This window comes from Niastella populi (genome assembly GCF_002078015.1).
Lineage (GTDB): Bacteria > Bacteroidota > Bacteroidia > Chitinophagales > Chitinophagaceae > Niastella > Niastella populi.
In genome coordinates this window covers 1-21,535 of the sequence record NZ_LWBP01000200.1, presented here as the reverse complement: position 1 = coordinate 21,535, position 21,535 = coordinate 1, and the positions used below count along the sequence as shown (strand labels likewise).

General features: G+C 44.9%; 13 protein-coding genes and 1 pseudogene. 13 read left to right on the top strand and 1 reads right to left on the bottom strand.

Annotated features, from left to right (window positions below; all coding sequences use genetic code 11):
• Positions 1-8: 8 nt before the first annotated feature.
• The 10 genes from A4R26_RS23245 to A4R26_RS23200 all read left to right on the top strand — a co-directional run bounded on the left by A4R26_RS23245 (position 9) and on the right by A4R26_RS23200 (position 16,618).
• Positions 9-545, top strand: a complete 537-nt coding sequence (locus tag A4R26_RS23245) for a hypothetical protein (RefSeq protein WP_081168931.1) — start codon at positions 9-11, stop codon at positions 543-545.
• A gap of 2 nt (positions 546-547) precedes the next feature.
• Positions 548-5,260: a DUF6443 domain-containing protein gene (locus A4R26_RS23240; RefSeq protein WP_081168930.1), complete on the top strand. Its 4,713-nt coding sequence runs from the start codon at positions 548-550 to the stop codon at positions 5,258-5,260.
• A 20-nt stretch (positions 5,261-5,280) separates the two neighbouring features.
• Complete coding sequence (locus A4R26_RS23235) at positions 5,281-5,979, top strand: hypothetical protein (protein WP_081168929.1); 699 nt, start codon at positions 5,281-5,283, stop codon at positions 5,977-5,979.
• 187 nt (positions 5,980-6,166) lie between these two features.
• Positions 6,167-6,715, top strand: coding sequence for an RNA polymerase sigma factor (locus A4R26_RS23230; protein WP_081168928.1), 549 nt, complete (start codon positions 6,167-6,169; stop codon positions 6,713-6,715).
• A gap of 47 nt (positions 6,716-6,762) precedes the next feature.
• The gene (locus A4R26_RS23225; RefSeq protein ID WP_081168927.1) at positions 6,763-8,196 is read left to right on the top strand and encodes a FecR family protein; all 1,434 of its coding nucleotides are present in this window, start codon (positions 6,763-6,765) and stop codon (positions 8,194-8,196) included.
• A 45-nt stretch (positions 8,197-8,241) separates the two neighbouring features.
• Positions 8,242-11,505, top strand: coding sequence for a SusC/RagA family TonB-linked outer membrane protein (locus A4R26_RS23220; protein ID WP_081168926.1), 3,264 nt, complete (start codon positions 8,242-8,244; stop codon positions 11,503-11,505).
• Positions 11,506-11,534: 29 nt separating this feature from the next.
• Positions 11,535-13,289, top strand: coding sequence for a RagB/SusD family nutrient uptake outer membrane protein (locus A4R26_RS23215; RefSeq protein WP_081168925.1), 1,755 nt, complete (start codon positions 11,535-11,537; stop codon positions 13,287-13,289).
• A gap of 17 nt (positions 13,290-13,306) precedes the next feature.
• On the top strand, positions 13,307-14,185 hold the full coding sequence (locus A4R26_RS23210) for an endonuclease/exonuclease/phosphatase family protein (RefSeq protein WP_165760389.1): 879 nt from the start codon (positions 13,307-13,309) through the stop codon (positions 14,183-14,185).
• 9 nt (positions 14,186-14,194) lie between these two features.
• Positions 14,195-15,808 carry a hypothetical protein gene (locus A4R26_RS23205; protein ID WP_133054760.1) on the top strand — a complete coding sequence of 538 codons (1,614 nt, stop codon included), beginning with the start codon at positions 14,195-14,197 and terminating at the stop codon, positions 15,806-15,808.
• Positions 15,809-15,883: 75 nt separating this feature from the next.
• Positions 15,884-16,618: an endonuclease/exonuclease/phosphatase family protein gene (locus tag A4R26_RS23200; protein WP_165760388.1), complete on the top strand. Its 735-nt coding sequence runs from the start codon at positions 15,884-15,886 to the stop codon at positions 16,616-16,618.
• Positions 16,619-17,977: 1,359 nt separating this feature from the next.
• On the opposite strand, the gene A4R26_RS23195 is transcribed toward A4R26_RS23200, so the two are convergent.
• On the bottom strand, positions 17,978-18,577 hold the full coding sequence (locus A4R26_RS23195) for a 3-keto-disaccharide hydrolase (protein WP_081168921.1): 600 nt from the start codon (positions 18,575-18,577) through the stop codon (positions 17,978-17,980).
• An 81-nt stretch (positions 18,578-18,658) separates the two neighbouring features.
• On the opposite strand from A4R26_RS23195, the gene A4R26_RS23190 reads away from it, so the two are divergent.
• The 3 genes and pseudogenes from A4R26_RS23190 to A4R26_RS23175 all read left to right on the top strand — a co-directional run bounded on the left by A4R26_RS23190 (position 18,659) and on the right by A4R26_RS23175 (position 21,484).
• Positions 18,659-19,747 (top strand): aromatic ring-hydroxylating oxygenase subunit alpha, encoded by a 1,089-nt coding sequence (locus A4R26_RS23190; protein ID WP_081168920.1) that lies wholly within the window; start codon positions 18,659-18,661, stop codon positions 19,745-19,747.
• 120 nt (positions 19,748-19,867) lie between these two features.
• Positions 19,868-20,820, top strand: a pseudogene (locus A4R26_RS35700) (APC family permease).
• A 169-nt stretch (positions 20,821-20,989) separates the two neighbouring features.
• Positions 20,990-21,484, top strand: a complete 495-nt coding sequence (locus tag A4R26_RS23175; protein ID WP_081168917.1) for a hypothetical protein — start codon at positions 20,990-20,992, stop codon at positions 21,482-21,484.
• Positions 21,485-21,535 lie beyond the last annotated feature (51 nt).

The following is a 21,535-nucleotide window of genomic DNA, read 5'->3' as shown; positions in this document are numbered from 1 at the left end:
AAAATAACATGAGATACCTTATCATATTTACCGTATTATTTGCCTTTGGCCTGCATCGGTCATGGGCGCAGGATACCTTTTATTTGCGTGTGCGCCCAGCGCCGGTTACATCGCCGACCGTAGCTGCCAGGGCCATAGGGAATCTGCCCGCGTCGCTGGCTCCCGATTCAACACTTTCACTGCGCATGGCGCACAGGCGTGCCAGCGAACTGGCCGATACTTCGGGGTTTGTACCGAACCGGCAGGGCGCCTGGTCATTGTTTGCTTCGTATGTGAGTACCCGGGGACGCGATAGTGTGGTGCTGGAGGCCGCCGTTTCCCATAGCCGCGATGCCGACTGGAGCCAGTATCGGCCTTTCGGCAGGATCAGGGATAAGAAGTTATGGCCGCCCAATGCCGTGGAAGCAAGGTACTGGCTGTTAACCGACGTGTACGACATCAGGGTACAAAAGGATGGCTGGTGCTTTATTAAGTTGTCTGAAGGGCAGCTTCCTTCAACCGATCCGGTTGTATTACCTATCCGCATCACTTTTAAAGTCAATTGAACATGACTATCAATAATAAACCTTACCTGCGATCATTACGCATTCTTTCCACCATAATGCTGTTGCTGAACGCTTTCACCAGCTATGGTCAAACATACAATACGCTGAAGTCGTGGGTGGCCCAAAAGCCGTTTGCCAACGAAATAGATATTGTGTCCACTTCCTTACCTGTATCGCATGTGATACAAAGTACCGAGTACATCGACGGTTTTGGCAGAACGGTGCAAACGGTAAGCAAACAAATCAGCCCTTTGCAGCAGGATGCGGTGGCAATGCACGTATATGACAACTGGGGAAGGGAAACAAAGAAATACATGCCGTTCATCAATGGCAGTGACGGGGCCTTTAAGAACAACGCCCTGGCGCTGCAAACCGCTTTTAACCAGGCCATGTTCCCGGGCGAATCGAATTTCTATTCGCAGATAGATGTAGACAATTCCCCGGCGAACAGGGTATTGAAGAGCTATGGCCGGGGCAGCAGTTGGGTGGGCAGCAACAGAGGCACTACCGTTCGCCATGTTACCAATACGGCAACGGATAATGTGCGCATCTGGAATATTGCGGCGGCGCCCGGGAGCCTTCCTGCCAGTTCCGGCGCCTATGCAGCCGGCCGGTTATATAAAACTATCGGTACGGATGTAAACGGGAATCAAAGCATTCAATATACCGATAAAGATGGCCTGGTTATCCTAAAAAAAGTGCAGTATACAACAACTACAGCAGATAACGGTAGCGGCAGCCCGCATGCAGGCTGGCAATGCACTTACTATGTGTATGATGATTATAGTAATCTACGTTTCATTATCCCCCCAAAAATGGTTGCACTAACAGATGGCACATGGACAATAGACCAGGGCAGGGCTGATGAATTATGTTTCCGATTCGAATATGATGATTATAACCGGGTTATTATCCGGAAAAATGCCGGAACACCCACTGGTAGCGCCGGAGAAGTGTGGACGGTATATGATCAGAGAGGCCGCATTGTAATGACACAGGATGGTAACCTGAGAAATATACATAAATGGCAATATTTTCAGTATGATACGCAGGACCGGCCGATTGCAACGGGTTTAATGACTGATCACACCAATTATAACAACAGGATTTATCATCAGGGTATTGCCAAAGGGTCTACCACCTACCCAAATGTGGCATCCTACACAACAGAACTGCTTTCGCAAACATGGTATGATAACTATGATTGGGTAGCGGGCACAGGTTCAGGACTTGGTTCCTCATTGGATGCTTCCAATACATCGAATACCGCAATCTTTTATGCTGCCAGCAACAACACGGCACCATATCCCCAGCCCATTGTGCAATCGCCCATGATTAGGGGAATGGTTACAGGCAGTAAAACTGAAGTGTTGGAAAGCAATGGCACCCAATACCTGTATACCGTTAGTTTTTACGACGACCATGGCCGTGTTATACAAACACAGGGAACGAACCTAAGCAACGGTATAGATAAGGCTACCACACAATACAGTTGGACGGGTGCGCCACTAAGAGTTTATGAACAACATAGTAAACCGGGGACGGGAGCGCAGTCACATAACGTATTGACAAAAAGGAATTATGATCATGCAGGCCGGTTGCTCTCTGTGGTGAAAAATATCAGCAGTACTATTGGTGGCGCTACCGCGAATAGTAATGATAAAACAATAGCTGCCTATACCTATATGGAAACTGGCCAGGCTAAAACGAAAACCCTTGGCACTTCGCTTGAAACCCAAACCTATGACTATAATGTGCGGGGATGGCTGACAGGTATTAATAAGAACTATACTATAGCTGGTAATTCAGGCAACTGGTTTGGAATGGAACTGGGATATGATAAAACATCAGCCACAACCGGAACTACCAGCTTTTTAAACCCGGCTTACAATGGCAGCCTTAGCGGGCAAATATGGAGAAGCAAAGGGGATGGTGTATCAAGAAAATTCGATTATAGTTACGATAAAGCAAACCAGTTGACCAATGCAGCTTATTTGCAAAATACCAGCAGTACTACCTGGGATAAATCTTACATGGATTTTTCTCTTAACAGCATGAGCTATGATTTGAATGGCAATATTAAAACACTTAATCAAAATGGATTTGTATTGGGCGGGGCTCCAAATATAGATAACCTGAGCTACGCCTATCTGAACATAGAAAACAGCAACAGGCTTCAGCATGTGATTGACAATGCCAATGTTGCCGGTTCTAAACTGGGCGACTTTCACTATGCAACAACATCCAAAACAGCTGCAACGGTAGATTATGGTTATGACTATAATGGCAACCTTACCAGGGATGATAACAAAAATATAAGCCTGATTACCTATAATGCTTCAAACCTGCCCAATGTTATCACTTTTTCCAAAGGGAGCATCACTTACCAGTACGATGCAGCAGGAAATAAACTGAAAAAGACGGTACAGGAGAATGGAGCCTCCGTTAAGTTGGGTATCAATACCTATACTTCAAATATTACTACCGTTACCACTTACATAGGTGGATTTATTTACCAGTCGAAAAATTATTCAAACGCTTCGCTGTCATCGTTAAACCAACCGGAATCCCTGTTATTTATGGCGCATGCAGAAGGCCGCGCCCGGCTGAAGTCTTCGGGTAGCAATTACACCTGGGTGTTTGACTATTATATACGGGATCATCTGGGGAATATCCGTATGACCCTTACAGACGAATCGCAAACAGTTTACTACCCTGCCGCTACGCTTGAGGCCGGCGGAATGGCAACAGAACAAACCTTTTACAATATTACCAATGATGCCAATCATGTAGTAACGATGAGCCAATTAGGCTGGTATAGCTCCGTTAGTGGCAATAGCTATAACAATAACAGTAATAATGGGCTTCCGACGCCGCCTGACCCAACGGTCAATCCTACCCAGGCCAGTACGAAGATGTATAAGCTGAACGGCGCTACCGGTGATCGTTTTGGCATGGGTATAGCATTGAAAGTGATGGCAGGAGATGCCTTCCAGGTATATGGCCGTTCGCTGTGGCATAACCCGGGTGGTTCAGTTAATAACACCGGTTACCTGGTAAGTAATGTACTTTCCACCTTTATCAATGCCTTTGCCGGGACCAATGCGGTAGTAAGCGGTAGTAAAGGAGCCGCAACCGGTACACTGCTAAATGCTAATGTGCCCACCACTGGCAACCTCTCACCCATATTAAACAGTTCTTCGGTTCCTGCCACTTCCCCGCGTGCCAATATCTGCTGGATACTATTTGATGAACAATTTAAACCGGTACAGGCCGGCAGCGGGTTTGACCCTATCAATGCCACAGCCGATGCATTTAAGCTTCACTCGTTTAACATTAATGTTGTAAAAAGCGGGTACTTGTATTTGTATTGCAGCAATGAAAGTAATTGGGATGTATATTTTGACAACCTGCAGGTAGTACACACAAAAGGGGCTTTGCTGAATGAGATGCATTACTACCCGCAGGGGCTTGCCATGTATGCCCTTACCAGCCGTGCTTACGGTAGTATGCAAATGAATTTTGGATACCAGGGAAAGGAAATGCAGCAGGGGGAGTTTTATGACGGCAGCGGGCTGGAGGAGTATGATTTTGAAGCCAGGTATTATGATCCGCAATTAGGAAGGTGGCACGCACAGGACCCGGCCGGGCAGTTTGCGAGCCCTTATAATGCGATGGCTAATAACTGGCCCGGTACTATAGACCCGGATGGAAAATGGGCAGGATGGGATGATGTGATCGTTGGCGCCATTGGCTTTGCAGTAGGTTATGTATCCTCTGGTTTGACCACCGGAAATTGGGGCTGGCGTTCTGTACAATCTGGCCTGTTGAGTGCCGGTACCTTTTTGTTGGGATACTATACAGCCGGAGGTTCGGCCGGAATAAGCCAGGGAAGCATTGCGAATGCTTTCTCCAGTGGAGGCTTTCAGGCGCAGGCAAACACGGTCGGATTATCTTTTGCAGCCAAAACGGCGGCAGCCAGCGCGTTAAATTCAATAATGCCTTCCATTAACATACCCATAGGTGATTTTACATTCAGCGCTTCAATTGGGTTGGGTTTTAGCGGAGGAGGAATTACTGCCGGCGGAAATTTTGGAGCTGCCTATGATGATGGGAAATGGAATATTTCTGCAGGGATCGGAACTACAAATAACTCTGTATCGGCGGGAGGCGGAGTAACATACAACGGTTATGGCGGCTCCTATTATCGTACCCATTATGGCAATGCCATTGGTCCGGATGGAGCTTCAAATTCCCAAATCGTAGGTGGGGTAAAATTATCGTTCAGGGATGTTTCATTTAGATTGGAAAATGATTTCTTTGCCGGTAATGGCGACAGGTGGCGAACAAATGCCTGGGAGCTTGGAGTGGGAAATTTTGTAGTTGGATCTTCTGTTTACACAAATGAACGAAAAGAAGGAAGCCCTGTTGCAAACAACCCAAGCCCAACCTATGGTTATAATCAACGACCAGGATTTTCTGCCTGGGAAAAAGGTATGGTTTACTCGAGTCCTTTGTGGATTGGTTACAGAAATGGTTCAAATGTTTCGAGATTTGGTTACAGCCACTGGATATTTCAGGACGTGCAACAGAATGGCATTCATCAATCAAGAGTATTTACGTTTGGCAATCAAAATTATTACTTAGATTATAGTCAGTTTAACCAGGGGCTATACGGCTATTCAGGATATTACAATCCGTATTCTTTATTCTAATACCCAACTTATTTGAAGTAATGAAAATTGCAGTAGTTATAATAGTATTGAACCTTTTATTTGCATGCTCATACAAACCAGTATCTAAAGATATAAGAGAACGGTTTACCAATAAGCTCGAAGGGAAAAGCACAAACATCAGAAGCCTCTTGAATATTGATGGTTATTACCAATTTTGGGAGCGGGGAGAATTTTTGAAGAATAATAGAACCGGGAAATTGGATAGCTTTTTTGTGCAGATGCTTTTTTATGAAGATGGTTCGTTTGTATACAGCTTCTTCTTTCGTCAGCCTTTTCCACCTGATGTTGATAGTTGTTTAATGGCCGTTGCCAGAAATGGTATTGGAGATGAATTTTACATCGGTTCATATTGGGGAGCTTATAAGATCGACGGAGACACCATCAAAGCACAGTATATAAATAACGTTTCACGTAGTTATCTTGCTCCCTGGTTTGGCGGGGAATTTTGGCTTAAGGTGATCAAATATGATGAGATTAAAATAGTTTACATGGCAGACCTGCAGAAGATGACTGATCAGGACATTAGATCAAATAAAGAAATGGTATCGAAATTTACCAACGGGAAATTTCATCCATTAGATACAATACCTCCGCCCCACGGTTGGGTCAAAAAAGAGCGATGGATCTGGCGAAATGAGGCATACTGGAAAAAATATGTTGAGGCATTGGGTAAATTGTCTTCTCGCAAGTCGGGTTAATTCAATGTTTCCTGCTTCCTGTTTGGTGAAGCAGTATAATGAGCTGGTGGCTGCGCAGTGAAGGGCATTTCTAGTGATTTTCAATGAAGTGTACAGATGTCAATTATTTATAATTTCTTAAAGTAAAAATAATCTTTCAAACGATATATCTGTAATAGGTTTGCATCTCATTTAAAAGGCCCCTGTTATGATTAGTAGTCTGAAGGAGGGAGATCATAAAACTTTCACAGACGTCTTCGACGAATGGAAGCACAAGGTGTATTCCTACTTCATGCGTAAAACAAAACAGGAAGAAGTTGCAAAAGAGCTTACGCAGGATACTTTTATAAAATTATGGAAGTACCGGCAGCAAATGGATGCAACCATCGGCCTCGATCAACAGATCTTTCAGAAAGCCCGCCAGATCTATATTGACTGGCTCAGAAAAGAAGCCAGTTATCGCCGGCATGTTGAAACGCCGGAAAATATTCCCGCCGAAATTTCTTCCGCTGCATTTAATGACCGTCATGAACTTCGCGATGCTATTCATTCGGCATTGAACAGTTTGCCCGCAAAACGAAAGCAGATCTTCGAATTGAAGCATGTTCACGGTTATTCTTATAAAGAAATATCCCGCCTGCTGGGCATTTCCACAAAAACGGTTGACAGCCAGTTGCTGAAGGCGTTAAGCCACCTGAGAAAAACACTGAGCAACTCCCATTTTATAATTATTTACATTTTATTTTTTACAGCGTAGGGGAAAATCAGATTTCGCCCGTACTTCCTGTTATAATAAATCTCCGTTTGGAAAAAAGAGACCTCGTTATAAAGTTTTTGAGAAATGAATGCACTGCAGAAGAAGCGGAGCAGGCTATGCAGTTCATTAACGGGGACCCGGGCATTCTTGACGAATTGGCGCCAAAAGCTGAATGGGATATGCCTGCAACGGAAATACCACAGCACATTGAAGAAAGCATCCGGGGGCATGTTTCCGCAGCCACTACCAGGGGTAAGCTGGCTGCCCTATGGAAACCACTGGCGGCGGCTGCAGCCGTCATGATCTTTATTACAGGCGCATATATGTTAATGCCGGTAAAAAAGGAGAAGGCTGTTGTTGCAGGTAATATATTCGCTGCACCGGCATTCGACAGGATTGTCAATGGCGACAATAATGTACAGGAGGTCTTACTGGCCGACGGTTCGCGATTGAGTTTACATCCGGGGTCTGCTGTGATCTATTCAACCGCGAAAGATAAAAGAGACATTTATTTAACGGGTAAAGCTGTTTTTAATGTAGCCAAAAACCCAAACGCCCCCTTTACAGTATACAGCGGCGGCATTACCACTACAGCGTTAGGTACTGTTTTCATGGTAGATGCGGGTAAAACAGCGACGAATATCAATGTTCAATTATACGAGGGAAAAGTGGTTGTAAGATCGGTGAATGCGCAATTGGCCATTGGCGATACCTATCTTTTCCCGGGCGAACAATGTAATATAGATCTGGCGCTGGCGCAGGTAAAAGTTACAAAGATCGGGGAGGTGATGGCCGGCAATGATAACCGTAATTATATAGCAGGAACGGTTAAAGACAATAGTGCCGGCGAACTGGTGCTTGACTTTAAAAAAGTGCCGCTAACGGCAACATTCGACCGGCTTGAAAAAATATTTGGGAAAGAAATTGTTTTTAACGGAAATGAAACCGGTCATGAGTTGTTTACCGGGCACTTCGATAAAAGTGATTCTTTATCACAGATCTTACAGATCATCGCCGTTATGAATGGATTGCAGGTTGAACAACAGGGCGATAAATTCCTGCTGTTTAACAAAGCCGCAAATACCAATACAGCCCCGGTAAAAATGCATGAGCAAACCGTTAATGAAACCACCCCCGGGTTGCTTCCATTGCCTGAGAAACCGGCAGTAATACCCCCAGCGGTGGCCGATAGTAACCTGCACACCGTTCAGTCAGATGCTAACGGAATGCGCATCGCCGATGTGCCGGCCGGCAAAGATTACCGCAAAGTGCCGCTGTGGCTGGTGTTTGACCAGGTGGCAGAAAGGAACAACGTAATAATTAAATATCAGAAAGAAGAAATACGGGACCTGTATTTTACCGGTACCATCCCCAACGATAATTCATCTATCGAAATGCTTCCCGTTATATGTCGCATGAACGGTTTAAAGCTAATTAAAAAGAAACGCGGCGAGTATACCGTGAAGTTGGCCAGGCAGTAAGTACTTATAGAATCATAAACAATATATTTTACTAAACAATCAACAATGAAAGTTGGACTAACTTGTCTCCGGCGGGCAGGGGCATGTTTATTACTGATGCTTCTACTGTCATCCGGAATAAAAGCCCAAACAGGCGCTATAACCGGTACCGTACTGGATGAAAAAGGTACGGTGATGGCCAATGTAACGGTTATAGCAGTAAACGCATCCGATACATTCTCCCGAATTACAACAAATACAAACATCAACGGTATTTTCAGCTTCAACCAACTGAAAACAGGTACCGCATACCATTTCCGGTTTTCTTTTATCGGGTATCGGCAGTATGATGTAAAGAATTTCCTTATCAAAGCGGGGGAGAGTAACTCTATAATGGTGAAGATGGCGCTGGCGCCGGTGAACAGTATGGATGAAGTAGTATACGTTGGATATGGTACGCAGAAGAGAATGAATTTAAGTGGCGCCGTGCAACAAATTGTGGGTGATGATCTACGCGACCGGCCTGCTTCCAACATTACCACGCTGTTACAGGGCGTGGTGCCCAACCTCAATATCCGCGTAGCCAGCGGAACGCCCGGCCAGATGGGCACATTCAATATCAGGGGTAATGCTTCTACCGGCGGCCCGGAAGAGCCGTTGGTGATCATCGATGGGGTGCCCGGCACGCTCGACCGGCTGAATCCGGAAGAAGTAGAAAGTATCAGCGTACTGAAAGATGCATCGGTAGCCGCCATCTATGGCGCGCGCGGCGCATTTGGCGTTATACTGGTAACAACCAAAAGCGGTAAGTCGGGAAAAACAGTTATACGTTACAATAATTACCTGGGATATTCCACCCCCACGGTTAGTACCGATTTCCTGACAACAGCTTATGACTGGATGCGCCTGAACGACGCCGCCCTGGCGCATGTGGGCGGATATTCAGGTTATACCGAAAGGGATTACCAGGAATTATATGACAGGCGTAATGATAAAACGGAAGATCCGTCCCGGCCATGGGTAACCATCCAAAACCGGAATGGCAAGGATCAATACGTTTACTATGGTAATTACGATTGGTGGGATATCATGTTTACGAAATGGCAGCCATCGCAAAACCATAACATCTCCATCAGTGGCGGTAGTGAAACGTTCAGCTATATGATCAACGGTAATATCAAATCGAAAAACGGTATCATGCGTATGAATACCGATAAATACAGTGCTAAAACTTTGCGCACCAAGATAAGTGCAAAGCTCAATCCCTGGTTGCGCATTTCAAACAACACGAATTTATACCATAACAATTATACCTACCAGGGACGCGAAGGTGGGGGAACCGCCAACTTTACGCATATAAATGTGCATGCATCGCCGGCTTATGCTCCTGTAAATCCCGACGGTACGGCTTCCTACAGAACCGGCCTGAATAACTATGATATCGGCGATGGTATCTTTGCCATGCTGATCGATGGCAATACCAAAGGGGTAGATAAAAAATACGAGCTCACCACCATCAATGAAGTAGTGGTAACCCCGCTTAAAAACTGGAATATTACCGGTAACTATAGTTTTAACTTATATACAGATCCCAGGTTTTACCGGCAAACGCCTGCAACGTATTCTTTATATCCGGGGGTAGTGGAAGTTGCACCCAAGTATAGTGTGGATATGTTGAAAGAGACACAGCAGTTTAATCAACGGCATGTAGTAAACCTGTATTCCGATTATACCACATCGTTCAGTAAAAATCATCACCTGAAAGTGTTGGTGGGTTATAACCAGGAATTGCATACCGATAAGAGCCTGCGTGCAGAAAGGAATAATCTGACCGCGGAAGACCTGAACGATTTAAACCTTGGTACCGGGGAACAACGCGTTTTTGGCGGTTCCTCTGAAGTAGCGTTGATCGGCGCTTTTTACCGGCTTAGTTACGACTATAAAGGGAAATATATCATTGAAACAAATGGACGTTATGATGGATCATCGCGGTTCCCGGCAAAGGATCGCTGGGGCTTTTTCCCTTCCATGTCAGCTGCATGGCGCATCAGCCAGGAGCGTTTCTTCAATGCCCTGCTACCTGTTGTAAGCGATCTGAAGATCAGGGGTTCCATCGGCTCATTGGGCAACCAGCAGGTGGATAGCCGCTATCCTTACATCTCGAGCATGAACCCGGGAACAGCTTCCTATATCCTCGATGGCCAGAAAGTTAACTACTATAGTCCTGCCAACCCTGTATCGGCCAGCTTAACCTGGGAAATGGCTACCACGTACAACGGGGGCATCGATATCGCCTTTTTCAAAAACAAGCTGAATATCAGCTTTGATAAATTTGTTCGTATCACCGATAATATTCTGGCTGCCGGCGTCAAGATCCCCAACGTATATGGGGCTACGCAGCCATCCGAGAATGTGGCCAGCATTGAAACAAAAGGATTTGAGCTGGCAATGAACTACCGCGATCAGTTCCGGTTGCTGTCTAAAACTTTTAAATATGGAATTACAGTTGCTTTAAGCGATAACTACTCCACCGTAAAGAAGATCAACAATCCTACAGCCCTCACCAACAGCTTATACGAAGGAAAAAGAATGGGGGAGATCTGGGGCTATGTAACGGATGGATTTTTCCTTACAGATGCAGAAGCGAAAACCTATCCTGTTAATCAACGGTTTTTAAACCGCACCCGCCTTGATAACAATATTCCCCTGCGGGCAGGTGATCTTCGCTGGATAGACCTGGATGGAAACGGCATTATTAATTCCGGCGCCAATACTATCTACGACCCGGGCGACCAGCGGGTAGTAGGTAATAATACGCCACGTTATTCTTATTCGTTCGGCGGCAACGCCAGTTGGAACAATATAGATCTTAGTTTCCTGTTCCAGGGGCTGGGTAAAATGGACTGGTACCCCGGTAATAATGCAGACCGTTTCTGGGGACCTTATTCGCGCCCGTATTTCTCTTTCATTCCAAAGGATTTTGAAAAAGATGTGTACAGTGTTGACAATCCCAATGCCTATTTCCCCAATTTGTTAGCCTATGTGGCGCTGAACGCGAACAACGAACTGCGTGCAACGAATAACCGGTACATCCAGAACCTGGCATATATCAGGCTGAAAAATCTCACGATCGGTTATACGCTCCCGCGGCAACTTACCCAGCGGGCCGGCATAAAAGGATTGCGCTTCTTTGCCAGCGGGGAAAATATTTTCACCAGCACCAAACTAAGATCAAAGTATATAGATCCGGAGCAGGCAATGGCGCAGATCGACGGAAGGGTGTATCCCTTTAGTAAAACATATTCATTTGGACTGGATATTACCCTTTAATCCTGTTTGTTTTACCAAAAAAAGTAAAGATGAAACTGAGTTATAAACTTATCATAGCTGCAAGCCTTATTTCTTTCACCAACTGTTCGAAGGATTATCTTGAACGTTACCCTACCGACCAGGTAACGCCGCAAAACTTTTTCCGCAGCGAGGGAGCATTCATCTCCTATACCAATGGCTTTTATCCGCAGTTCCCCGATGCAGCGTATATCTATGGAGAGGCGGTAGATAACGTAGTTAAATCGAGCGTGAATGCCGAAGTGAGTGGCACCAGGATCGTTCCTACTACCGATTCCAAATGGGGATGGAGCGATCTGCGCAGTATCAACTTCCTGTTGAACAATACCAGCGCCATAAACTATAAAGATGCCGCTGTGCGCGATCGCTATTTTGGACTGGCGCGTTTTTTCAGGGCGCAGTTCTATTTCGAAAAAGTAAGATGGTTTGGCGATGTGCCCTGGTATAGCAATGTACTGGAGAATAACGATGTGGAGAACCTGATGAAGCCAAGGGATTCAAGGGTATTGATCATCGATTCTGTTTTAGCCGATCTTGACTTTGCAATAGACAATTTACCTGCTGCCAAAAGTGTGGAACGTGTAACCAAATGGACTGCACTGGCTTTAAAATCGAGGGTTGCACTGTATGAAGGAACATGGCGAAAGTACCATCATAAAGAATTTAATTTGCCCGGCGCCGAACGGTTGTTGGCGCTGGCTGCAGAAGCGTCCCTGAAATTTATAAACGAAAGCGGGTATATCATTTACAATAAAACAACGGGCCCTTCCGGCAAACCGTACCAGGACCTGTTTGCTACCATCAATGCAGATGGCGTAGCCGATGAAGTAATTCTTGCCCGGCGTTATTCAAATGAACAGGCTATACGGCATGGCCTTCAGTTTTATATGACTGCCAGAACACAGGGAAAACCCGGTTTGGAAAAAAGCCTGGTAAACAGCTATCTCATGGCCGACGGTTCGCGATTTACCGATATACCCGGTTACCAGATTATGGAGTTTTATAATGAAGTGCAGAACCGCGATCCGAGGCTGGCGCAAACAATTCGTACGCCGGGTTATACCCGTATAGGACAAACAACGTCGCTCGCTCCCGACTTTGAAGCAACCATGACCGGTTATCAGCCCATCAAGTGGATGAATATCGTTGCCATGGACGGAAACGGCCAGTCGTACCATGATATGGTATTGTTCCGCGCCGGCGAAGTTTTGCTGAACTATGCGGAAGCATTGGCTGAACTGGGTACCCTTACCCAGGCCGACCTGAATATGTCTATAAAATTATTGCGCGACAGGGTAAATATGCCCAACCTCGATATGTCGGTAGCCAATGCCCAACCTGATCCCTACCTCGCAGATATGTACAAGAACGTCGGAAGCGACAATAAAGGAGTGATCCTTGAAATAAGAAGGGAACGGAGAATAGAACTGGTTATGGAAAATAACTTTCGTTGGGACGATCTTATGCGTTGGAAAGAAGGTCATTTGCTTACACGGCCTTTTTTGGGCATGTACTTTCCCGGGGCCGGCAACTATGACCTGAACAGGGATGGAAAGGTGGATGTTGAAATATATGACGGCGCCAAACCACCGGCAACCGGTCCTTACCAGATTGCCAGCAGCGAACTGACGCTGTCGACCGGCGGCTATATTCTAACTAACAGGAACATCAACAAAACATTCCGGGAAGACAGGGATTATTTATGGCCTTTGCCTATAGAGGACAGAGAACTGAATAAGAACCTGGCACAAAACCCTAACTGGTAATTAAACTTACAATGGAAATGAGTAAACGTTTAACATCCCTGATAGCGGCAGCAGTGTTATTGATACATTGGGGCTGCAATAAAGATCCGTATATGCCCGATACGCCGCCTGCCTATGTAGAGTTGATAAATAATGTGAATACTTACGGTAAGGATAATGATAATGATCCGGCTTTGAACAGTATTAAAATAATGACGTATAATATTCACGCCGCGGTGCCACCCGGATCGCCCGGAACAGTGAACATAGCAGCTATTGCCAAAGTGATCACCGATGAAGACCCTGATATCGTTTTTTTACAGGAGGTAGATAAGAATACCGGCAGGAACGGGTATACGAAAGACCAGTCGGCAGAGTTGGGCACGCTTACAAAAATGAATGTGGCTTATTTTTCTGCCATCAACTATATGAAGGGTTTCTATGGGGTCGCAATCCTGAGTAAGTATCCGATGAGCCAGATCAGGAAACAGCTTTTGCCAAAAGGCAATGCTGCCGAAGAGCAGCGTGTATTGGGCCTGGCGCAGGTTGACCTCCCCGGCAAAGATTCCCTGCTGGCACTGGCAACGCACCTGCAACATGACAACGATGCAACGAGGCTGTTGCAGATAAAGGAGCTGGTGAATGTCGCCTCTTCATTTACCATTCCGATGGTGATGGGCGGCGATCTGAACGAACGGCCTTCCGCTACTGAGTTCATCAACATATTGGATGGTGCGTTTACCAGAACATGTACAACGTGCCCCAATACCTTTCCGGCCAGCAATGCAACAGCCGTTATTGACTACCTGGCTTATAAACCGGCGGCCAGATACAGTGTGGTCAATCACAAAACGATCATGGAAACATTTGCCTCCGATCATTTACCGGTGGTGAGTGAATTAAAAATAAACAGATAAAGCATATATATGAGATCAATTTTCCACTGTTGTGCAATGAGCCTGTTGTTGTTACTTGTTGCGGGCGGTTGTAAAAAGGTGAACGACCAGTCAGGAGCGAAGCCTGTTATTACAATTGATGAAAAATATACAAAAGTTGAGGGATTGAACAGCGGTGATCAATTGCGCATTCCCGTTCAGGTTCAGTCGGCGGCGGGCATTAAACGGCTTGCCTGGTATTTGATCACGAAAACAACCAACGGCACAAGCGCCGGCGATCCTGTTACCATCGATCGAACAGATGCGCCCACCAGCCTTACCGATACGATCGGGTTTACGGTAACTGATAATTTTTTAGCGCTGGTGGTCATTGCATTTGACGTTCAGCATAAAAACAGTGAACTACATATTACAACCGACAATATCAGGTCGGTACAGAAAATACAATTCAAGGATGATATAAGCCACCGGCCATCTGTGTTCGAAGGAAAAAAGATGGTTGTGGAAGGTAATGTGGTTTCGGAATTTGACCTGGCTGCCATCAGTTACCAGACTATTGTGAATGGAACAGCGTCGGGGGAAACTTCCATTGCAATTGCCGATAAGCGGAATGCACCGTTTGCCATTGACATAAACGTAACAAACGGTTTATCTGGTATTGTCATCAACACTACGAATATATATAATGCCATAGTAAAGGATACATTTACCATTGGCCAGGTACAGGATGATGCAGTGGTTATTTCGTTAGACAATAACATGACCGGCATTGAAAAAATGTATACTACGGTGAATAATACAGTAAGCGGTACTGTTTTCTCAGGAACCGCTGTAACCGGTTTAAGCTATGCCATCAAAAAGAGCGGCGCATACGGTGCGGAGATAACGTTGCTCGTAGGTAATCCTGCTGATGAATTTCCCTTTTCATTCAACTTTTTAGGCGAAAACGATATTGAGGCAGTCAGGATCACCGGAGCCAATGCCGGTGGAAAAAATGCTGTAGTGGAATATAATGTGGCGAAAGTTTACAAACCACTGAAGGTGTTTAAAAATATCGTATTGACAACGGAAATAGGCTCCGGGAAAAACAATTTCTTTTCTGCCTACCAGGCGCCGCATGTTTTTAGCATCGATAATGCAGCGCCGAATGATGAAATGATCGACATCGGGTTCTTTAAATATACTTCTACGAGCAACAACATTATGCCGCCCGCGGTTTTTGCTGCCGGTACCGCGTATGCAAATGCGCTTGCCCCTTATATGACGGGGTTCGATAAAGCGCCATATACATTGGTTACCGCTAACCGGCCCAGTGTAAATGTTACCTCATTCGATACGCTGCTGTGGGATACGCAATTGATGGAACATGTTGCCACTAAAGTGGCCGCACCAACAGCACAGGGTGGCGAAGGATATAATATTTACGCTACCAATCGCAGAACGAATAACGTATTCAATGTGGGACAGGGTTTTTATATTGGCTGGGGCCAGTGGGACCCCATCAACAACCAGTCGTTTGGTATAGTGATAGTAAGAAACTACCAGGTAACCGGTCAGTACGCCACCATTACGCTCGATATTAAAGTGCCTGAAGAAGATCAGCGGGTAAAGTACAATCCGGTATCATTATTTAATTATCCATAACAGGTCATGACAAAAAAATATTTCATTGTTGTTTTATTTGGTGCTTTGTTAATGAGTTGCAGCCAAACCGGTAAATTGTCTGCAACTTATACAACGCTTACTGTTTTAAGTTATAATATTCATCATGCTAACCCGCCTTTGCAGGCTAAAGCGGTTATAGACCTCGATACAATAGCGGCTACTATTAAAGCTGTCGATGCTGAATTGGTTGCGGTTCAGGAACTGGATAGCGTTACAAAACGCAGTAACGGCGTGTATCAACTGAAAGTGTTGGCCGAAAAGTTGGGAATGTATTATCATTTTGAACGGACCATTCCTTACGAAGGAGGTTCATACGGGATTGGTATTTTGTCTAAGTACCCAATAAAAGAAGCGACGGGCTATCAGCTGCCGTCGATAACCGGCATCCCAACAGAACCGAGAAAGTTGCTGGTGGTAAAAGTTGAAATCAATAAACGCCCGGTTTATTTTGCGTGCACGCATTTCGACTTTAAGAACAGGGAGGTAAAAATGCTGCAGGCGCGGGAAATGGTAAACGTGTTTAGTTCACTCAAAAAGCAGCGGCTGATAATTGGAGGTGATTTTAATGCGGTACCTGAAGAGGAGAGCATTCAATACCTTATGCAGCAGTATACCAATGCAGGCAGCATGAATGCATTCACTATCCCGGCAGAAAGGCCAAATAAGAAGATCGATTATTTTTTTTATCAGCCAAACGGGCTTTTATTAAAAAAAGACAGCGTGTTGGCTACGCACAGTTATGGTTCAGACCACTTACCGGTGATGGCTGCTTTTACAATTATAAAATAATATCCCAAAAGGTGGGTTGCGCTTAACGGAGAAATCAGCTTTTGTAGAAAGGAGGGTGTATCATAGTCAGGTACGCCCTCTTTTTATTGGGGTACCTGATGGAGAAAACTTTCGTTTACGCGATTCTCAGGCTCTCAAAATTGCTTTTGATACTTCCACCTGGCCCATCGCCGGGCCACCCTGCGCCGTTGTGGGCTTGTAATAAACATTGGCTCGTAACGGGTCATTGTTGGCTTGTAATGGAGCAATGTTGACTGGCAACGGTCTATTGTTGTTTTGTAATAGAGCATTGTTAACTAATAACGGAGCATTGTTGACTTGTAATGGACGTTTGTTGGCTTGGGATTAACTAATGGTGGATTGTAACGGCCTATTGTTGGTTAGTAGTGGAGCAATGTTGACTGGCAACGGTCTATTGTTGTTTTGTAATGGAGTATTGTTGAGTTGAAACGGAGGATTGTTGTCTTTTAATGGACGTTTGTTGGCTTGGGATTGACTAATGTTGGCTTTCAATTGGCCATTGTTGACTTGTAATGGAGCATTGTTGACTTGCAACGGTCTATTGTTGCTTTGTAATGGAATATTGTTGAGTTGAAACGGAGGATTGTTGACTTGTAATGGACGCTTGTAGGCTTGGAATTGACTAATGTTGATTTGTAATGAAGCATTGTTGACATATGTCAGGTCAAAGTCAGGATTTGATGCGCAAACTACTCAAGGAAAAGTCGTTTCCCGGAGGCTTTTACGTTTTCCCTGACATTTTTAAGGAATCCCTACGGGTTTTCTGATTTCCCGCAGGCTTTTCAGCTTTCCCAAAAGCTTATACCTTTTCCCTAAGGATTTTGCGATTTCCCGAAGCCTTTTACGGTTTCCCGAAAGATTTTACGGTTTCCTGTAAGGAAAAGCAATTTCCCTGAGGGAAAAGCGAATTCCCTTCGGGAAATGACTTTCAGGAGATTTTGGCTGAAAAAAGCCTAAAGCTTCATAATGTAAAGGTGCGGAATAGGGGATAATTGAGCGGTAAAAAAGATCAAATGTGATTGAAAACCAATTTATTCCACTCCTGTAAATAAAAAAGGCTGGGCCAAAAAGCCCACCCTTACATGCAGTAATTCTTTGAGCCTGTGGTCTCGAAGATTACCCATAGCGGATCTAAAACGGGTTAAAAAGGGAGCGGGTAGCACTGGTATGACGGGGAATTGTTCCACACCGTTGTATGGGCGCCCGGGAATGTTGATAAGTTGGTTATTTAGTTGAGATTTATTGGTTAAAGCTACCTATTGCCGGGAATTTGCGTGGTAAGCAATTAACCAGGTAGCCTGAATTGTAAGGTACCCCGGCTACATCGGCGTTGACCTGTCAGCTTTTCAACTTTATTCTGATCTTCTTCCACCTTACTTTAATACCGCCGCCGGAATGGATCTGTAAGGCTATAAAACCCTCGCCCCGGCCTATTTTATCATCTTTCAGGTTGATCATCTTATGACCATTTAACCAGGTAGTGACCTCGTCATCGATTGCCTTAATTTTTAATATATTCCATTTGCCCGGTTTCAGCCATTGCTCATCTTCAGGTGCCGGCTTTATAAGCCAAGCGCGGCCATACGATTCATAAATGCCGCCGGTATGGCCATTCAGGGGAGCCACTTCTACCTGCCAGCCGGTGATCTTCACCCCTTCAATACTGCTGCGGAAGAATACCCCGCTGTTGCCATTGGCTTCCTGTTTGAACCGCAGCGTTAGTTCGAAGTTCTTATATTTTTCGTTGGTGCTTAAATAACCGTATTCTTTATCGGGCCCGCTTTCACAAACCAGTTCACCCCCGTCGACATACCATTTTTCGGTGCCGTGGATCGTCCACCCGGTAAGGTCTTTCCCGTTGAAAAGCGACCTGTTCTTTTGAGCCGCCAGGCTGCCGGTGAGCAGGAGGAAACTTGTTATGAGCAGTAATTTATTCATGATTTTATATTAGATGATGGTGTTAGCAGCAATTAAATTACTAACTTATTATGGCATTCTTCACCCTGATAATCTAACTGCATGTCGCGTTTTCATATAGATGCTGATATTTCCCGGGCTAAAACTTTACATACTGATTTTTATACAGACCCTGCGGTTTTTGAACTGGCCAAAGAGAAGCTGTTTGCCGGCAGTTGGCAGTTTATAGGCGATGTTGGTATGGTGAATGAACCAGGCCTTTGTTATCCTTTCACACTGCTTGAAAATTATCTCGATGAGCCGTTGCTGCTCACCCGCGATCATCAGCACAACCTGCATTGTATCAGTAATGTATGTACGCATCGCGGTACGCTGGTTATAAAAGAACCCTGCAGGGCCGCCCATTTGCGATGCCGTTACCATGGCCGGCAGTTTGGCCTCGACGGCCACTTTATTTCCATGCCTGAATTTAAAGAGGTAAAAAACTTTCCAACTGCAGATGATGACCTTAAGCAGGTGCCGTTCTTTAGCTGGGGGCCGCTGATATTTATTTCGCTGCAGGGAGCATCATCGCCACAACTTTATTTACAGCAAATGATGGAGCGGGTTGGGTGGTTGCCATTGCAGGAATTTGTTTTCAGGCCCGAATTGTCGAAAGATTACCTGGTGCAGGCGCATTGGGCCCTGTATTGTGAAAACTACCTCGAAGGTTTTCATATTCCGTTTATACATGCCGGTTTAAATGCGGTGCTCGATTTCGGTAATTATGTAACAGAATTGTTCCCGTACAGCAACCTGCAGCTGGGCATTGCCAAAGACGGGGAAGATGTATTTGAACTGCCAGTTACCTCACCCGATTACGGCAAACCTGTGGCTGCTTATTATTTTTTCGTTTTTCCCAACATGATGTTCAATTTTTATCCCTGGGGATTAAGCATCAATATAGTAAAACCGGTTTCGCAACAGCAGTGTAAAGTGTCGTTCCTGACGTACGTATGGAAGGAGGAATTATTTAACCGCGGCGCCGGTTCCGATCTGAACCAGGTAGAGATGGAAGATGAAGAAGTGGTGGAGACTGTGCAGAAAGGAATACGGTCGCGGTTCTATAACCACGGCCGGTATTCGGTGACGAGAGAACAGGGCACGCATCATTTTCATAGAATTATTGCTGAATTGTTGAAGAACGCCTGAGGAAAAGGGCTGTTGACTCGTTAACCTGTTAACTGGTTTCTTACCTCTTACTTCACTTCGTTTATTCTACCTATACACTTGAATTCTCAATTTGTATGCGCTCAGTATGCTGATTTTTTTGTGCATATGCCGCGGTTCGATGCTGCTATTGAACGGTCTGTCGTGTGGCATATTCCTTTTTTAGGGAATCTGTACCCGTTAGCCAATGCAGGAGTAAAGCTGATGGCGATCGTACTGGTGCTGGGCCTTACGTTGGTAAATTATCTTAGTGTGCGGGCTGGCAGTTCGCTGCAACTGGTATCAACGGTGATAAAGATGGTGGTGGTGGCTCTGTTGATAGCAGGCATATTTTATTCGGGCAATGGAACAGCGGCTAATTTTATTAACCCATCCACACATCCTAAACAGGGGTTCTCCCTGGCGGGTGGGCTGGTTGCCGCATTGACAGGCGCTTTTATGGCGTATGACGGGTGGATCAATATCACGTTTCTCGGTGGGGAAATACGCCATCCGCAAAAGAATATTTTTCGCAGTCTCGTAACCGGTGTATTTACCTGCATAATAGTGTACCTGCTGGTAAACCAGGCTTATTTATACGCGCTGCCGGTTGATAAAATGGCTGCATCACCATTGGTGGCTTCAGATGCCATTGCGGTAGCCCTCGGAAAAACCAGCGGCGCCATTGTGGCCGCTCTTATCGTTATATGCACTTTGGCGCCATCAATGGTAATGCAATGGCTACGGCACGTGTAACATATGCAATGGGAAAAGATGGATTGTTTATTCCCTGGACCGGTAAAACCCACACCCGTTTTCATACACCGGGTAATGCTTTGTGGCTGCACGGCATATGGGCTGCTTTTCTTATTATAAGCGGTTCGTTCGATATGCTGGCAGATATGTTCACTTTCGTTACCTGGGCAGCGTATTTACTGGGCGCAGTTGGTATTATCCTATTGAGAAGAAAAATGCCCGACCGGCAACGGCCGTATAAGGTATGGGGTTACCCGGTAACACCGTGGCTGTTTATTGCATTTGCCGCTTTTTACCTGGTATGGCGGGGTGAGATATAATTTATATTTTAGTAGTTGTGTCAATCACACAGCACGGGCATTGACAATATCTGGAGTTCCAGCACTTGGCATACATCCTTTTATTCTCCATGCGCAAATGTTTTTAAGGTCAGTTGGTTTTAGGCCCATTTATTTTTCACAATATTTAACTCAATAAAGCAAAATTAATATGACCGGTTTATTAATATTAATCATGGCTTTTTCATCACCATTTATTCCACCGGATGAGATCTATGTAGGAAAAAGCTTTCCCTGGGAGATTTATTACGATTTACATAAAGAGAGAATTACAATAGAGATATATGGAATTAAATATGGTAAACATGATAACCTGAAAAGTACTTCTTCAACAAAGGATATCATTGCTAAAAGTGACATAGGGAAATTGTACCGGAAGGGGGATGATTTGTACTATGCAAACGAGGAGTTAAAAGTAAATGTTAAATTAGAGAAGAAAAAATATTCGCAAAAGATCGACAATAGAAGGTATAAGATCTTTGAGATTGATGCTTTCAACAGGATATCCATTTTGAAAGATTCCCTGGAAGTCAAAGATTATAAATTTGAATGGAATGTTAAGAATGATTATCTCTACTTTAGAGATAATCATTTGTCAGATGACTATAAGCCGGAATATATAAGAAAATTTTACGGACAAAAATAATAGTGCGATGCGTTTTGGTTAATAAAGCATTCCTCCCGCGGGAGGAATGCT

Coding starts and splice junctions, on each gene's coding strand:
- A4R26_RS23245 (WP_081168931.1), top strand. CDS start 9: ATGAGATACCTTATCATATTTACCGTATTATTTGCCTTTGGCCTGCAT.
- A4R26_RS23240 (WP_081168930.1), top strand. CDS start 548: ATGACTATCAATAATAAACCTTACCTGCGATCATTACGCATTCTTTCC.
- A4R26_RS23235 (WP_081168929.1), top strand. CDS start 5,281: ATGAAAATTGCAGTAGTTATAATAGTATTGAACCTTTTATTTGCATGC.
- A4R26_RS23230 (WP_081168928.1), top strand. CDS start 6,167: ATGATTAGTAGTCTGAAGGAGGGAGATCATAAAACTTTCACAGACGTC.
- A4R26_RS23220 (WP_081168926.1), top strand. CDS start 8,242: ATGAAAGTTGGACTAACTTGTCTCCGGCGGGCAGGGGCATGTTTATTA.
- A4R26_RS23215 (WP_081168925.1), top strand. CDS start 11,535: ATGAAACTGAGTTATAAACTTATCATAGCTGCAAGCCTTATTTCTTTC.
- A4R26_RS23210 (WP_165760389.1), top strand. CDS start 13,307: ATGAGTAAACGTTTAACATCCCTGATAGCGGCAGCAGTGTTATTGATA.
- A4R26_RS23205 (WP_133054760.1), top strand. CDS start 14,195: ATGAGATCAATTTTCCACTGTTGTGCAATGAGCCTGTTGTTGTTACTT.
- A4R26_RS23195 (WP_081168921.1), bottom strand. CDS start 18,577: ATGAATAAATTACTGCTCATAACAAGTTTCCTCCTGCTCACCGGCAGC.
- A4R26_RS23190 (WP_081168920.1), top strand. CDS start 18,659: ATGTCGCGTTTTCATATAGATGCTGATATTTCCCGGGCTAAAACTTTA.
- A4R26_RS23175 (WP_081168917.1), top strand. CDS start 20,990: ATGACCGGTTTATTAATATTAATCATGGCTTTTTCATCACCATTTATT.